16 protein-coding genes are annotated in these 15016 nt (G+C 67.2%); 9 read left to right on the forward strand and 7 right to left on the reverse strand.

Annotation, left to right across the window (positions count from 1 at the left end):
- Positions 1–33: 33 nt before the first annotated feature.
- Positions 34–867 carry a helical backbone metal receptor gene (locus tag LE190_RS21000; RefSeq protein ID WP_225240537.1) on the reverse strand — a complete coding sequence of 278 codons (834 nt, stop codon included), beginning with the start codon at positions 865–867 and terminating at the stop codon, positions 34–36.
- 119 nt (positions 868–986) lie between these two features.
- On the opposite strand from LE190_RS21000, the gene LE190_RS21005 reads away from it, so the two are divergent.
- Positions 987–1952 (forward strand): GGDEF domain-containing protein, encoded by a 966-nt coding sequence (locus tag LE190_RS21005; protein ID WP_225240538.1) that lies wholly within the window; start codon positions 987–989, stop codon positions 1950–1952.
- A 108-nt stretch (positions 1953–2060) separates the two neighbouring features.
- Positions 2061–3518, forward strand: a complete 1458-nt coding sequence (gene sbcB / locus LE190_RS21010; RefSeq protein WP_225240539.1) for an exodeoxyribonuclease I — start codon at positions 2061–2063, stop codon at positions 3516–3518.
- Between the two features lie 46 nt (positions 3519–3564).
- On the opposite strand, the gene pyrF is transcribed toward sbcB, so the two are convergent.
- Positions 3565–4392: an orotidine-5'-phosphate decarboxylase gene (gene pyrF, locus LE190_RS21015; protein ID WP_225240540.1), complete on the reverse strand. Its 828-nt coding sequence runs from the start codon at positions 4390–4392 to the stop codon at positions 3565–3567.
- A gap of 150 nt (positions 4393–4542) precedes the next feature.
- Between pyrF and LE190_RS21020 the strand changes: the two genes are divergently transcribed.
- The 7 genes from LE190_RS21020 to LE190_RS21050 all read left to right on the forward strand — a co-directional run bounded on the left by LE190_RS21020 (position 4543) and on the right by LE190_RS21050 (position 9297).
- Entirely contained in the window at positions 4543–5154 is a 612-nt protein-coding gene (locus LE190_RS21020) for a LemA family protein (protein WP_225240541.1), read from the forward strand.
- A gap of 13 nt (positions 5155–5167) precedes the next feature.
- Entirely contained in the window at positions 5168–6022 is an 855-nt protein-coding gene (locus LE190_RS21025) for a TPM domain-containing protein (protein WP_439847502.1), read from the forward strand.
- On the forward strand, positions 6022–6531 hold the full coding sequence (locus LE190_RS21030) for a TPM domain-containing protein (protein WP_225240542.1): 510 nt from the start codon (positions 6022–6024) through the stop codon (positions 6529–6531). Before LE190_RS21025 ends, LE190_RS21030 begins: the two co-directional genes overlap by 1 nt.
- 65 nt (positions 6532–6596) lie before the next feature.
- Complete coding sequence (locus LE190_RS21035) at positions 6597–7361, forward strand: SDR family NAD(P)-dependent oxidoreductase (protein WP_225240543.1); 765 nt, start codon at positions 6597–6599, stop codon at positions 7359–7361.
- Positions 7362–7820: 459 nt separating this feature from the next.
- Positions 7821–8132, forward strand: a complete 312-nt coding sequence (locus LE190_RS21040; RefSeq protein WP_225240544.1) for a hypothetical protein — start codon at positions 7821–7823, stop codon at positions 8130–8132.
- A 45-nt stretch (positions 8133–8177) separates the two neighbouring features.
- A complete protein-coding gene (locus tag LE190_RS21045; protein WP_225240545.1) occupies positions 8178–8579 on the forward strand; it encodes a VanZ family protein in 402 nt (133 codons plus the stop codon).
- A gap of 184 nt (positions 8580–8763) precedes the next feature.
- Positions 8764–9297 carry a hypothetical protein gene (locus LE190_RS21050; RefSeq protein WP_225240546.1) on the forward strand — a complete coding sequence of 178 codons (534 nt, stop codon included), beginning with the start codon at positions 8764–8766 and terminating at the stop codon, positions 9295–9297.
- A gap of 85 nt (positions 9298–9382) precedes the next feature.
- On the opposite strand, the gene LE190_RS21055 is transcribed toward LE190_RS21050, so the two are convergent.
- From LE190_RS21055 to LE190_RS21075, 5 genes are all read right to left on the reverse strand, one after another.
- The gene (locus LE190_RS21055; RefSeq protein WP_225240547.1) at positions 9383–11221 is read right to left on the reverse strand and encodes a glycoside hydrolase family 2 protein; all 1839 of its coding nucleotides are present in this window, start codon (positions 11219–11221) and stop codon (positions 9383–9385) included.
- Positions 11218–12306 (reverse strand): galactokinase, encoded by a 1089-nt coding sequence (gene galK, locus LE190_RS21060; protein ID WP_225240548.1) that lies wholly within the window; start codon positions 12304–12306, stop codon positions 11218–11220. Before galK ends, LE190_RS21055 begins: the two co-directional genes overlap by 4 nt.
- Positions 12303–13415, reverse strand: a complete 1113-nt coding sequence (locus LE190_RS21065; protein WP_225240549.1) for a M24 family metallopeptidase — start codon at positions 13413–13415, stop codon at positions 12303–12305. Before LE190_RS21065 ends, galK begins: the two co-directional genes overlap by 4 nt.
- Positions 13412–14509, reverse strand: coding sequence for a galactose-1-phosphate uridylyltransferase (galT, locus tag LE190_RS21070; RefSeq protein WP_225240550.1), 1098 nt, complete (start codon positions 14507–14509; stop codon positions 13412–13414). Before galT ends, LE190_RS21065 begins: the two co-directional genes overlap by 4 nt.
- Positions 14510–14903: 394 nt before the next feature.
- Positions 14904–15016 (reverse strand): transposase (locus tag LE190_RS21075; RefSeq protein WP_225240553.1); only part of this gene is annotated, 113 nt, incomplete at its 5' end.

The raw sequence follows: 15016 nt of genomic DNA on the forward strand, positions 1-15016 counted from the left end.
TGTCTTGTGCGCGCCCGGCTCCGGGCGCGTTTTCTATCCTCCACCGCCTTCCAGCATCGCGCGCAGCGTGCGCAGGTAGCTCAGGCCCGCCAGCGCGCGGCTGCCGTACCAGGACATCATCTCACCGTCGACCAGGAACACCGGGATGCCCAGCTGCTTCTCGAGCGCATCCGCATGCGCTTCCGTAAAACGGTAGGGTTCGGTGGACAGCAGCACCGCGTCGAGCTGGCCGACCAGCGCATCCGACCAGGCAAAGCGCGGATAGCGCGCGCCGTCCAGCACGGGCACGTGCCAGCCGATCTCGGCCAGCATGGCGGCGATATAGGTATCCCGCGACACACTCATCCACGGGTCCTGCCAGATGCAGTAGAGCACGGTGCGCGGTGGCGCCGGCGGCAGGGCGCGCAGGGCCGCGTATTCCTGCTCGAAGGCGGCGCACCACCGGGCCGCCGCTTCTTCCGCCCCGAATATCCCGCCCATCAGGCGCGCCAGCGCCAGGTTGTCGCGCGGGACCAGCGGATGCGTCACCACGATATGCGGCACCCACTGCGCCAGCTGCTCGACGGTCGGCTTCTCGTTCTCGTCGATGTTCACCACCAGGTGGGTCGGCGCCAGCCCGCGGATCTTGTCGATGTTCACGTCCTTGGTGCCGCCCACTTTCGGAATGGCCTCGACCAGCGCGCGCGGATGGATGCAGAACCCCGTGCGCCCGACCAGGTAGGGGGCCAGGCCGAGCTCGCACAGCAGCTCGGTGATCGAAGGCACCAGCGACACGATGCGCGGCGCGCTGGCGGGATGGTGCTGGTGGCCGAGGGCGTCGACCAGGTCGGAAGCTGGTATCGGTGGAAGTGTCGGGGGCGCTGTCATGGACGCCATTATGGCGGCCGAACCCGGTTTCTGGAAATGCCGCGCACGCGCACGAGTTGCGATGAGTTATCATTCCCGGATCGACGATCCTGTAATGACACTTCCCGCACGAGACTACCGTGGACCAGATCGGCACCTTTGGTGCATCGCGCTATAGCCTGCGCGACCTGCAATTGTTTCGCGACGCCGACGATCCCGGCGTCATGGCGGCGCTCGCCCCTTGCGCGCTGGTCCGGGTTGCCGCCGGCCAGCGCATCGAGGACGGGTTGCGCGCGCGGCTCTACATCGTGCTGTCCGGCTCCCTCGAAGTGGCGCCGGACGCGCACAGCGGCAGCGACGACAGCGGCGTCACGCGCGTGCTGCCTGGCGAAAGCGTGGGCGAGCAGGCAGTGCTGGACGATGCCGTCAACCTGGCCGCGATGCGCGCGCTGGAAGACTGCGAACTGCTGGTGATCGAACCGGAACTGGTCTGGCAGCTGATCGACCGCTCGAACGTACTGGCCCGCAACCTGCTGCGCCTGCTGTCGTTCCGGGTGCGCGCCGCCAACGCCCAGCTCAGGCGGCGCCAGAAGCTGGGCGAGTTCTACCGCCAGCTCTCGCTCAACGACAGCCTCACCGGCCTGTACAACCGGGCCTGGCTCAACGACATGCTGCCCAAGCTGGCGGCGCGTGCGCGCCAGGACGGCAGCCCGCTGTCGGTCATCATGATCGACCTCGACCACTTCAAGCGCTTCAACGACACCCACGGCCACCTGGCCGGCGACGCCGCCCTGTCCTGCGCCGCCGGGGTGATCCGCGAATCGCTGCGCCCCTCGGATTTCGCAGTGCGCTATGGCGGCGAAGAACTGATGGCGGTGCTGCCGGATACCCAGACCGCCCTGGCCGAGATCGTGGCCGAGCGCCTCGCCGAGCGCCTGCGCGCCACCATGGTCTTTCCCGACATGCGCCTGCCCCTGCCCCACATCACGGGCTCCTTCGGCGTGGCCAGCCTGGTTCCGGGCGCCGACGAACAGGCGCTGATGGCGGCGGCCGACGCCGCCCTGTACCGCGCCAAGCAGTCCGGGCGCGACCGGGTCAGCATCTAGCACATTCCCGGTGCCGGGGCCTGACGGCGGCGGCTGACGGCGCGCCCATTCTGTGCCACCATGGCGCCTGCCCGCCGTCCGGCGCCCCTGCGACACCAGCAAAAATACATGAGCACGCATACCTTCCTCTGGCACGACTATGAAACCTTCGGCGCGGTCCCGCGCCGCGACCGCCCGGCCCAGTTCGCCGCGATCCGCACCGATGCGGCGCTGAACGAGATCGGCGAACCGATCATGCTGTATTGCCAGCCGGCGCCCGACTTCCTGCCCGATCCGCAATCCTGCCTGATCACGGGCATCACGCCCCAGCACTGCCTGGAACACGGCGTACCGGAACACGAGTTCGCCCGGACCATCGAGGCCGCCTTCAGCGAGCCGGGCACCATCGGCGTCGGCTACAACACCATCCGCTTCGACGACGAGGTCACGCGCCACCTGTTCTGGCGCAACCTGATCGACCCGTATGCGCGCGAATGGCAAAACGGCTGCGGCCGCTGGGACCTGCTGGACGTGGTGCGCATGACTCACGCGCTGCGTCCCGACGGCATCGAATGGCCGTCCAAGGAAGACGGCAAGCCGAGCTTCCGCCTGGAAGACCTGACCACGGCCAATGGCCTGGTGCACGAGGCGGCGCACGACGCGCTGTCGGACGTGCGCGCCACCATCGCCCTGGCGCGCCTGATCCGCGACAGGCAGCCGAAGCTGTTCGACTTCTGCCTGGAACTGCGGCGCAAGGACCGGGTCGCCGCCGAGATGGGCCTGCACCTCGACCCCAGCCAGCGCCAGCCCTTCCTGCACGTCTCCGGGATGTTCCCGGTCGAGCACGGCTGCCTGGGCCTGGTCTTGCCGCTGGCCCAGCACCCGACCAACAAGAACGAGGTCCTGGTCTGGGACTGCCGCCACGATCCTTCCGAACTGTTTGGCCTGGACGTCGACACCATCCGCACCCGCCTGTTCACCCGCAGCGCCGAGATGCCGGAAGGGATGACGCGGCTGCCGATCAAGAGCGTGCACCTGAACAAGTCGCCGATGCTGGTGGGGAACCTGAAGACCCTGCACCCTGCGATGGCGGCGCGCTGGGGCATCGACGTCGAGCAGGCGCGCACCCATGCCGCCCTGGCGCTGGAGGGCGTGCGCGCACGCGACATGGGGTCGATCTGGGCCGAGGTATTCCGCAAGCCGGCCTCGCCGCTTGACGTGGACGTGGACGAAGACCTGTACGGCGGTTTCGTCGGCAGCGGCGACCGGCGCAAGCTGGAATCGCTGCGCCACGAGAAACCGGAAGCCCTCGCCGGCATGCGTCCTGCGTTCGAGGACGAGCGCCTGGGCGAACTGTTGTTCCGCTACCGCGCGCGCAACTTCCCGCACAGCCTGTCGCCCGGGGACATGGGGCGCTGGGAAGCACACCGCGCCGCGCGCCTGTTCGACGGTGACGGCGGAGCCCGCACGATCGACCAGCTGTTCGGGGAAATCGATGCGCTGTCGGAGACGGCGGACGAGCGCGCCGAAGAGATCCTCGGCGCGCTGTACGACTACGCGGAAGGCATCGCGCCCAGCCGGATGTGAGGCGATGGCGGCCACGGCGGGCCGCCTTGCCCGATGCGCGTGGCGTTCAGGCGCGGGCGCGGGCGGCGTTGATCGCGTCGCGCGTTTCCAGCGCCACCCGGCGCGCGGCCGCCGCGAAGTCCTCGCCGGCCAGCGGCGCCGCGTACAGGATCGCGCGCGAGGAATTGATCATCATCCCGGCGCCGCCGGCCGTGCGGCCCGCCTTCACGGTTGCTTCCACATCGCCGCCCTGGGCGCCGACGCCCGGAATCAGCAGCGGCATATCCCCTACCAGCTGGCGCACCTGCGCGATCTCATCCGGGAAGGTCGCGCCCACCACCAGCGCCAGCTGGCCGTTGCGGTTCCACTTCTGCGCCACCAGTTCGGCCACGTGCTGGTACAGCGGGCGCCCGCCCACGTCGAGGAATTGCAGGTCCGAGCCGCCCGCGTTCGAGGTGCGGCACAGCACGATCACGCCGCGGTCTGCCCATTCCAGGTAGGGCTCGACCGAGTCGAAGCCCATGTAGGGATTGACCGTTACCGCATCGGCCCCGTAGCGCTCGAAGGCTTCGCGCGCGTACTGGTGGGCGGTGGCGCCGATGTCGCCGCGCTTGGCGTCCAGCACCAGCGGGATATGCGCATAGCGTTCGCGCAGGTAGGCGCAGATCTGCTCCAGCTGGGCCTCGGCGCCGAGCGCCGCGAAGTAGGCGATCTGCGGCTTGAAGGCGCAGGCCAGGTCGGCGGTGGCGTCGATGATCGCCTTGCAGAAGCGTACGATGGCGTCCGGCTGGCCGGCCAGTTCGGCCGGGAAACGGGCCAGGTCCGGATCGAGTCCGACGCACAGCAGGGAATCGTTGCGGGTCCAGGCCGCGGAGAGTTTGTCGATGAAAGTCACGTCGGGCCCCTTGTCAGTCAGGCATTGCAAACCCAATATTGTACCCGCCAGCCACGATAAACCGGTGGCGGGCGTGGCCATGGTGCGCCGGAAAATGTTTACATCATGTATATTTTGACCATTCGACAACTTGCCTTCGACAATACGATCATGACGACTTCCCTCTTCTCGCGCTGGACCCGTACCCTGGCCGTCGCCGTGCTGGCCGGTTCGCTGCTGTCCGGCTGTGGCTACAACGAGTTCCAGTCCAAGGACGAGGCCACCAAGGCGGCCTGGGGCGAAGTGGTGAACCAGTACCAGCGCCGCGCCGACCTGATCCCGAACCTGGTCAACACCGTCAAGGGTTATGCTTCCCACGAGCGCGAGACCCTGGAATCGGTGACGCGCGCCCGCGCCGCCGCGACCAGCTTCCAGATCACGCCGGAAGTGCTGAACGACCCGGCCGCCTTCCAGAAATTCCAGCAGGTGCAGGGCGAACTGTCGGGCGCCCTGTCGCGCCTGATGGCGGTCTCGGAGAAATACCCCGACCTGAAGGCCGACGGCCGGTTCCGCGACCTGCAGTCGCAGCTGGAAGGCACGGAAAACCGCATCACGGTGGCGCGCCAGCGCTACATCGCTTCGGTGCAGGACTATAACGTCACCGTGCGCAAGTTCCCGACCAACCTGACCGCGATGGTGTTCGGCTACGAGACCAAGCCTTCGTTCACGGTCGAGAACGAAAAGGCGATCTCGACGGCGCCGACGGTCGACTTCGGCAAGTAAGCGGCCCGCGACGATGCCGATCGGAAGCACACTCCCGCGTTCGCTGTGGATCCTGCTGCTGGCCTGCATGCTGGCCTGCATGCAGGCGGCGCCCGCTTTTGCGCAGCTCAAGCCGGTGCCGCCCCTGAGCGGACGCGTGGTCGACGAGGCCGGCATGCTCGACGCGGCCCAGCGCGAACGCCTCACGGCGGTGCTGGCCGACTACGAGGCGCGCACCGGCAGCCAGATCGCCGTGCTGCTGGTGAAATCGACCGAGCCCGAGGCCATCGAGCAGTACAGCATCCGCGTTACCGATGCCTGGAAGCTGGGACGCAAGGGCGTCGATGACGGCGTGCTCCTGATGGTGGCGCGCGACAATCCGAGCGCGCTGCGCCGGCTGCGCATCGAGGCCGGACGTGGCGTGCAGGGCGTGCTGACCGACGCCCAGTCGAAACGCATCCTGCAGGATGTGATCGCCCCGCACTTCCGCCAGAACCACTATTACGAGGGCCTGGTGGCCGGCGTGGGCGCCATCGCCACCCTGCTGAACGAGGAAAGCTTCCCCGCGCCGGCCCAGCAGGGCCAGCAGCGCCAGGCGCAGCAGGAGTCCGGCGGAATCCCGGTGTTCGCGATCGTCATGCTGTTCTTCGGCATTGCGATGCTGCGCTCGCTTTTCCGGCCACGCCGCAGCCGGCTCTCGCCCAACCACTGGGGTCACCGGCGCGGCAGCGGCCTGGGTGACGTCGCGACCGGCATCATCCTCGGCAATGTGCTGGGCGGCATTGGGCGCGGTGGCGGTGGCTTCGGCGGTGGCGGTGGCTTCGGCGGCGGCGGTTTTTCCGGCGGCGGGGGCGGTTTCGACGGCGGCGGCGCCTCGGGAGACTGGTAATGGATATCGGACAACGCATCCGGCGCGCCTGGCGCCACCTGAGCAGCCGCCGCGGCGAGGCCGAACGGGCGTTCCCGGAAACGACGCTGGGCGCGATCGCGCAGGCGATCACCGATGGCGAACAGACCCACCGCGGTGAAGTGCGCCTGATCGTCGAAAAGTCCCTGCCTTTCGAAGAGGCCTGGCATGGCGTGAGCAACCGCGAGCGGGCGCTGGCCCTGTTCGCCGATTATGGCGTCTGGGACACCGAAGAGAACTGCGGTGTCCTCATCTACATCAACCTGGCCGAACACAAGGTGGACATCGTGGCCGACCGCGGCATCGACCGCAGGATCGACAGCGCCACCTGGCAGGCGGTCTGCCGCACCATGACGGATGGCTTCAGGCAGGGCCGTTTCCATGAGGCGACGCTGGACGCGGTCGAGCAGGTGAACGGCCTGCTGCGCCAGCACTTCCCCGCCAGCGGCAGCCGCGCCAACGAACTGCCTGACCGGCCCCTGGTGCTGTAGACCGCTTGCTGCCGGCCATGCCGGCAGCCGATACAATGGCGGCTTTCCCTTTTCGAAAGCCCGCCATGAGACTAGCCAACAAAACCGCGATCGTGACCGGCGCCAGCCAGGGCATCGGCCTGGCCTGCGCCACCCGCCTGGTGCAGGAAGGCGCGCGCGTGATGCTGGTCGACATCCGCCCTGAAGGCCAGGCCGCCGCGGCGGCGCTGGGCGAGTCGGCCCGCTTCCACCAGGCCGACGTCAGCCTCAAACCCGAAGTCGAGGCCATGCTGGCCGCCACCCTGGACGCCTTTGGCGGGATCGACATCCTCGTCAACAATGCGGGCGTCACCCATGCCGCCGGCTTCCTCGAGCTCGAAGAAGACGACTTCGACCGCGTGTTGCGCATCAACTTGAAATCGATGTTCCTGTGCAGCCAGGCGGTGGCGCGCGAGATGGTCAAGCGCCAGTCGGGCTGCATCATCAACATGTCCAGCGTGAACGCCGAGCTGACCATCCCGAACCAGGTGCCGTATGTGATCTCCAAGGGCGGCGTCAACCAGCTCACGCGCGTGGCCGCGATCGGCCTGGCGCAACACGGCATCCGGGTCAATGCCATCGGCCCGGGCACCATCCTGACCGAACTGGCGAAGAAGGCGGTGCTGGACAGCGCGGAAGCGCGCCACACGATCCTGTCGCGCACCCCGCTCGGGCGCTGCGGCGAACCGGAGGAAGTGGCGTCCATCTGCGCTTTCCTGGCCAGCGATGATGCGTCCTACATGACCGGCCAGACGCTGTATGCGGATGGCGGACGGATGGCGCTGAACTATACGGTGCCGGTACGCGACTGAAGCGGAACGCTTGTCACATGAGATATCACTAAAATCAATGTCTGGTATCCGATAACTAAATTGGACATATATTTCGCGGCGCAACATAATCTCACCTGTCTCCACTATTCTCCTCCAAGAAAATAGTTTTAAGCCCGCCGCAAGCGGGCTTTTTTTTATGCTTTTTTTGCTTGCGCCTGAACTATGCTTTTTTCTCGAAGTTCAGCTAGCTGCACGCCGTTTGATTCGCGTCACGTCGTCGTCACAATGAGTTTCTATACTTGACGAATACGTCTCTTGGCCCGATTTGGGTTGTGCCCGCCGTTCTCGGTGGGCATTTTTTTATCTCCGCAGAAACCTTCCGCTAAAAATGTCCGGTAGAGCTTGCAGCCAGGCGGGATTTGGCTATGATGAAGCTCCAGCCTGCGTTTTGAACCACCCACAGGCTGCGATGACCACACGATAATGGGAGCCTGTCCTATGAACCTGCGTGCATCCGAGACCCATGCCCACCCGCCCGACAGCGCCGCGCGGCGCCGCCATGCCGGCGGTACCCTGGTACTGAGCGAACTCGATCCCCTGGCCGTCGTCGACGGACTTGCTTCAGAGAACGCGCCGCTCGACCTGCTCACCTTCGGCAACCTGCGCGAGATTTGCCCCAAGTGCCGGCGCAGCCACCTGAAACTGGTGCTGCGCCAGGAAAGCGTGCGCATGGCCCACCTGTTCTGCGCCGACTGCGAAAGCTGCTTCGACGCCCACTACGCCAACGGCGTTCCCGCGCTCTCGATCTAGTGGCGGTGTGGCGGAACAGGTAGCCGGCATGCTATGGTTGCCGGTATGCCTGACTTCCTGACCCTCCTGCTGCTTGATCCCCGCCTGCGTTCCGCCCGCATCAAGACCGCCCTGCTGCTGTATGCAGGCATCATCGTGGCCGGTTCGATTCCCGGGGCACGTGCCGAGGTGGGCCAGTTCGCGCCGGGCGTGGTACTGCATGGCCTGGCCTATGCAGTCCTGACCGTGCTGTGGTTTTTCGGCAGTACGGGAAGCGCGGCGGCGCGTGCCGCAAAGGCCGTGCTGGCGGTGGCCCTGATGGGCGCCGGCGACGAACTGGTGCAGAGCTTCCTGCCCTACCGCTCGGGCGACATCCGCGACTGGATGATCGACGTCAGCGCCGCCCTCGTGAGCGCCACCCTGCTGGGCCTGCTGGCACCGGGGCCAAGATCCGCGCGCCAGCGCTGACCTCGCGCGCGGCCGAAAGATCCCGGCTCCCCATGAGCCGCTTGATCCAGCTCAGCCTCAACCGGGTGAACTGGAACGCTGGCGCGCTTCTCCCCTCTCACTGCGGTGGCACGCGGCATCGTCACGCTTTCGTTGAAGATCCTTACTGAACATCGACAATCGACATCCACCAAAGGAGTCCATCATGAAGCAAAGACAGCAGAGCATGATCCTGGCGGGCGTGCTGGCGGCGGCGCTGGCCATGTCCGGATGCGCCGGCATGCGCGGCGACGACGCGGCGGGCACTGGTAGTGGCAGTGACGCCACCTCGGGCGGATCGGGTGGTACCGCCGGGGCGACCGGCAGCGGCGGCTCGAGCAGCTACGGCGCGGGCAGCGCCACCGATGCCGCCGGCAATCCCACCGGCAGCAGCGGCAGCAGCGGTACCGCATCCGGCGCGGAACAGTCGGGCGGTTCGGGCAGCGCGGGCGCCACCGCATCCCAGGCCGCGGCGGCGCCCAACAGCACGGTGCTGGCGATCGAAGTCATTCCGCGCGCTTCAGGCAGCATGGGAAGCAGCGGCGCCTCGGGAAGCACCGGCACCAGCGGCGGATCGAACACCTACCGCATCTCGCTGCGCATGGACGACGGCAGCAACCAGGTCATCATCCAGGACCGCACGCCGGACTTCCGCAGCGGCGACCGGGTCAATGTGACGGGCGGCCTGATCCAGCGCTGAACAGGGCAGCGCACCCGCATCCGGCCGCGGCGCGCCTGGCCGGTGCGCTCCCGCGCTGTCGGCCGCCCGAGCCTCCTGCATCGGCTCAGGGATCGGTCTTCGGCACGCCGGTACCACCCGGGATGCGGTCCCCTTCCGTCTCCACTTCTTTGCGCTGCAGGGCCACGTTGCGCGTGGCCGCGCTGATGACCTCCAGCGGCAGCTTGGGCGTACGGTCCGCGTTCAGCAGGCCGTTCGCTTCCTGGAAGGTGTCGGTGAACTGCGTATAGCAGAAGCCGCTGAACATGAAGGTCTCGTTCACCACCCGCAGCAGGTCGCGGTACAGGCCCAGGTAGCTTTCGGCCGAATGCGCGCGCGAATAGCCCCAGGTCGTCTTGTCCGCGTCCGGGTCCTGCTTGGGATCGTAGGCGATGCCGCCGAATTCGGTCAGCACGATCGGCTGGCCGCGGTGCGGGAAGCCATCCAGGGTCAGGATGCGCCCGCCCGGACGCCGCTGGTCGAACAGGGTGCGCACCGGATCCGTCACCGCATAGCGCGCCTGCAGCTTTTCCGGGTCGCAGTCGTAGTCGTGGATGCCGAGGATGTCGGTGGCCGAGGCCTCCCAGCCATCGTTGCCGATCACAGGCCGGGTCGAATCCAGCGTGCGGGTCAGGTGGTACAGCGCCTCGACCGCATTGCGGTGGGCCTGGGTGAGCGTCAGGTTCGGCACGCCCCAGGATTCGTTGAAGGCCACCCACACGATGATGCAGGGGTGGCTGTAGTCGCGCTGGATGGCTTCGGTCCATTCGCGCACCATGCGCGTGATCGCGCGCGAACTGAAGCGATAGGCCGATGGCATTTCTTCCCATACCAGCAGGCCGAGCCGGTCGGCCCAGTACAGGAAGCGTGGATCCTCGATCTTCTGGTGCTTGCGCACCCCGTTGAAGCCCATCAGCTTGACCAGTTCCACGTCGCGCTTCAGGTGCGCGTCCGAGGGTGCCGTCATGAAGGATTCCGGCCAGTAGCCCTGGTCCAGCACCAGGCGCAGCTGGTAGGGACGGCCGTTGAGCATGAAGCGGTCGCGGTTGATCGAGACCGAGCGCAGCGCCGTGTAGGAACGGATCCGGTCGAGCACCACATCGCCCGCCCGCAGGGTCACCTCGGCGTCGAGCAGGGTCGGCCGCTCCGGGCTCCACAGGATCTCGTTGCGCGAATCGTCGATGCCGGGATCGGACAGGGCGATCTTGCGGTTCGCCTCGCCGGCAAGCAGCTTGTAGTAGTCGTCCGCCAGCAGCTGCTCGCCGTGCCAGATCTTGACCTCGACGAACAGCTCCTGGTGGGTGTCGCCGGTGGCGAACACTTCGCAGCCGATCTCGTAGGTCTCGAAGATCGGGGTCCAGCGCAGCGACTGGATGTAGGTCGGCGCCACCTGTTCCACCCACACGGTCTGCCAGATACCGGTGGTGCGCGGATACCAGATCGAGTGCGGTTCCAGCAGCCAGTCCTGCTTGCCGCGCGGCTTAGCCAGGTCGGACGGGTCGTCTTCGACGAACACGGTGACCACCTGCTTGCCGTCCGGGTTCAGCGAACCGGTGATATCGGCCGAGAACGGCGTGTGGCCGCCCTCGTGCTCGGCCACCAGGCGGCCGTTGACCCAGACCCGCGCCTCGTAGTCGACGGCGCCGAAATGCAGGATCGTGCGCTTGTCGCCCGGCATCAGCTCGAACTCGCGCTGGTACCAGACCGCGCTGTGGAAGCCGGTGTCGTGGATGCCGCTCAGTTCCGTCTCGGGCGCGAAGGGAACGTTGATCTCGTGGGTCCACTCCTCGACGTCCTCGGGCAGGCGGTAGCGCGCTTCGTCGTCGAAGCAGAAGCGCCATTTCCCGTTCAGGTTGATCCAGTTGTCGCGCACCAGCTGGGGACGGGGATACTCAAACTGATTCATTGTTGTCCTTTCTGTTCAGTCGGAACCGGAACCAGGATCCGGCCCTGTCGTCCATGCTTGTTGTAGGCCGCCAGCGCGGCGGCGGCCGCTCCTTCCGCCTGCCCGGCACGGCACAGCGCCACGCAGGCGCCGCCGAAGCCGGCGCCGGTCAGGCGCGCGCCGAATACGCCGGGCTGGGCACGCAAGGCTTCGCACAGCGCGTCCAGCTCGGGAATCGAGACTTCGTAGTCGTCGCGCAGGCTGACGTGCGAGGCGTTCATCAGTTCGCCGAAACGCTCTGCGCTCACGCCTTCGGCCGCTTCCAGCACGCGCAGGTTTTCGCGCACCACGTGGCGCGCGCGCTCGCGCATCGGCGCCGGAAGGCTCTCCACCGCCTCCGGGTCGGCGACGTCGCGCAGCGCCGGTACGCCCAGCTTGCGCGACGCCTCCTCGCACTCGGCGCGGCGCTCGTTGTACTTGCTGGCGGCAAGCTTGCGCGCCACGCCCGAATCGATCACGATCAGTTCGGTATCGGGCGGCATCGGCACCAGCCGGTGCTCGAGCGTGCGCGCGTCGATGAACAGCATGTTGGTTTCATCGGCCAGGCTGGACGCCATCTGGTCCATGATGCCGCAGTTGACGTGGGCGTATTCGATCTCGGCGCGCTGGGCGATGCGGGCCAGCTTGACGTCGTCGAGTTCGAAGCCGAGCAGCGTGCGCAGCGCGCGCAGGGTCGCCACCTCGAGCGCCGCCGAGGACGACAGGCCGGAGCCGACCGGCAGCGTGGTCGTGACGTAGATGCGCAGCGGCGGCACCTGCACGCCTTCGAGCTGTACCAGACGGATGCAGCCTTCGATGTAGCTGCCGTAGCCCTGCGGCGCGCTGCCGTCCTGGGCAAAGGTGACGGTGTGGTCGAAGGTCGGCGAATAGAAGTGGAAATGCTCGTCGCCGCTGCGGCTCATCGCCACCATCGTGCGCTGCGGCGTCGCCACCGGCAGCATGAAACCGTCGTTGTAGTCGGTATGCTCGCCGAGCAGGTTGACGCGCCCGGGCGCCGACGCGTTCACTTCCGGCGCGCCGCCGAAGAAGGTGTCGGTGTTCATCATGATCCTTGCGCCTCCAGCCAAAGGGGCCGCTTGCGGCCATGTACATCCGCCGCCGGCCAGCCGGGGTCGAACGTGAGGTTCTCGAGCCCGTCGGGGCCGAGCAGGAAAGTGTCTTCGATCTTCACGCCGGCGAAGCTGGGGTTGAAGGCGAAGGCCATGCCTTCTTCCAGCTGGGTGGCGGTGCTGGGCCCGGCCACGATCTCGCGCGCCCGGTAGCCGGTGATGCCGCCCTGGTGGTGCTCGCGGATCGCGCCCTCGCGGTCGGCGTGGCGGTAGGCCGCGTCGAACGCGTGGTACACGGCCGACAGCGAGTTGCCAGGCGCGACGGCGGCCAGGCCGGTGGCCTCGACCTCCATTAGGGCACGCTGCTCGTCGAGCGGCGCCGCACCAAACGACACGAAGCGGCTCAGGTTGGCATACAGGCCGTGGCGGCGCGCGCAGAACACCAGCATCGCGCGCGCGCCCAGCGGCGCGGACGTGGGCGTCGGGTGGCGCCAGGCAGGCAGGCGGCGCTCGCCGGCGGCCAGCACCAGGGCCGGATGGATGCCGCGCCGCCACAGCGCCTGGGCGCCGGCACCGGCCAGCTGATATTCCGTCCAGTCCGGACGCGCCTGGCGCAGCGCCTCGCCCATCGCTTCGGCCGCCTCGCGGCCCAGCAGGCGGTAGCGTTCGCGCTCTTCCAGCCCCAGCACCAGGCGGCGTTGGCGCAGCGCCGCGGGCAGTGCGTGCTCGGTCAGGACGCCACCCGGCTGCGGCCGGTCGGACAGGATGGCGCGTCCGGCCGCGGCGTTCTGCACGTAGCGCTCGCGCAGCTCGGGCTCGGCCCAGGGTTCGACGTGGAAGGTGAAACCTTCGGGCAGTTCTTCTGCGCGCAGGCGCTCGGCCTCGATGGCATCGGTCAGGATGCAGGCTTCCTCAAGCGTCACCAGCACCTCGGCCACGCCGAGCTCGGTGGTGTGCAGCACGGCGCTGGAGCCGCCCGCCGTCACCCAGGCGAACCAGTCGACGCCGCGCAGCCGGACCGCCCCCGCATTGGCCGCGGCCAGGTGCGCGCGCAGGACCGCCAGCTTGTCCGCGACCTCGCGGGCGCGTGGCTGGAGTCCGGTCATGCGCCGCCCTCCTCCAGCTTGATTTCCACCTGCTGCAACTCGTAGGCGGTGGTCTCGGGCAGCACGTCCATCGCGAACATGCCGGCCGCCAGTTCGGTGCCGGCCAGGTACTTCAGGCGGTCCCGGGTGCGGTAAGGCGGGTAGAACTGGGCGTGCAGCTGGGTCTCGGGGTGCTCGGCACCGTCGGTGGGCGCCTGGTACCAGGCCATCAGGTAGGGGAAGGGACGGTTCCACAGCGCCTCGAACTTCAGCAGCACGGTCTTGAGCGCGCGCGCCAGCCCGGCCCGCTGCGGCGGCGTGAGCGCGGCGAAGTCCTTGCACGGCGCGGTCGGCATCACCCATACCTCGTAGGGATAGCGCGCGCAGGCCGGTACGAAGGCGATCGCATGCTCGTCCTGGTACAGCACGCGCTTGCCGTCGGCCGCTTCGTCGCGCGCCATGTCGCACAGCAGGCTGCTGCCGTGCTGCAGGAAGTATTCGCGTTCCTGCGCCAGCATGCGCGCCGGCACCGCTGGCACGAAGGGGTAAGCGTAGATCTGGCCGTGCGGGTGGTGCAGGGTCACGCCGACCTCGGCGCCACGGTTTTCGAAAGGCAGCACGTAGTGGATGTGCTGGTGGCTGCCGATACGTTGCGTGCGGTCGCCCCACACGTACAGCAGCAGCTCGATGCGCGACAGGGGCAGCGAGGCCAGCGAGGCGTTCGGGTCCTGGGTGAATACCACCACTTCGCAATGGCCGTTGGCCGGCGCGGTCGGCACCGTCACCGCCGGCGGATCGTGCGACTCCAGCGCCAGCGACGGGAAACGGTTGTCGAACACGGCGATCTCGTAATCGCCGGCCGGCATTTCGGTCGGGTGCTGCGGGTCGCTCATCGGGGCCAGCGGGTTGTACTGGGGCGGCGGCTGGTAGGTGCGGTTCTGGCGGAAGGCGGCGTAGGTCACCCATTCGCCGCGCAGAGGATGCCAGCGCAGGTGCGGATTGGCATGCTGGGGATCGGCGAACGGACTGGGCGCGGTGATGCCTTCCGGGATCGGCTGGTTGCTGTACAGGGTGAGGTTGCGTCCGTCCGGCTTCTTGAGATCTTGGCTGTGCATGGCATCCAAACAGTGTCGTCCAAAGGTGGCAAATCGGTGGCAAATACAGGTATGAAACGCTTAATTAAATGCACGCGAGCAAGCACCGATCTCCGGCGCCTCGCGGTCTGCAAAACCGATCCTAACATGCTGTTTTCGCCACATTTTCCTTGTAGCACGCATGCATTTTCCGGCAGTCAATGACCAGGCGTGACAGAGGAAAAACGCCGCGATGGCCGGGGCCTGCTGCTCCTAGGAGAACGCAAGCTGGCCTGCTTGGCTTCGCCACATTTCGTAAGCCTGATCCTACAAAATGAATAGAAGTATTTACACAATGTGGCGAGCCGAATACTTACGAGCCCAAGTAGGTGGCAAAGACCGGAAGCTTCCTCGCCAAGACAAAAAAAAAGGTTCTTCACGGATTCCCGGGAAACGCGGCTTTGATCTTGAGGAAAAAGAAGCTGCTGTCTCGGTAACCGTAAGCCATCCGCTTCATCACCTTGATGCGGTTGTTGATGCCTTCGAGCT

Origin of the sequence: Massilia hydrophila, assembly GCF_020208145.1 — a bacterium.
Classification (GTDB): Bacteria; Pseudomonadota; Gammaproteobacteria; order Burkholderiales; family Burkholderiaceae_D; genus Telluria; species Telluria hydrophila.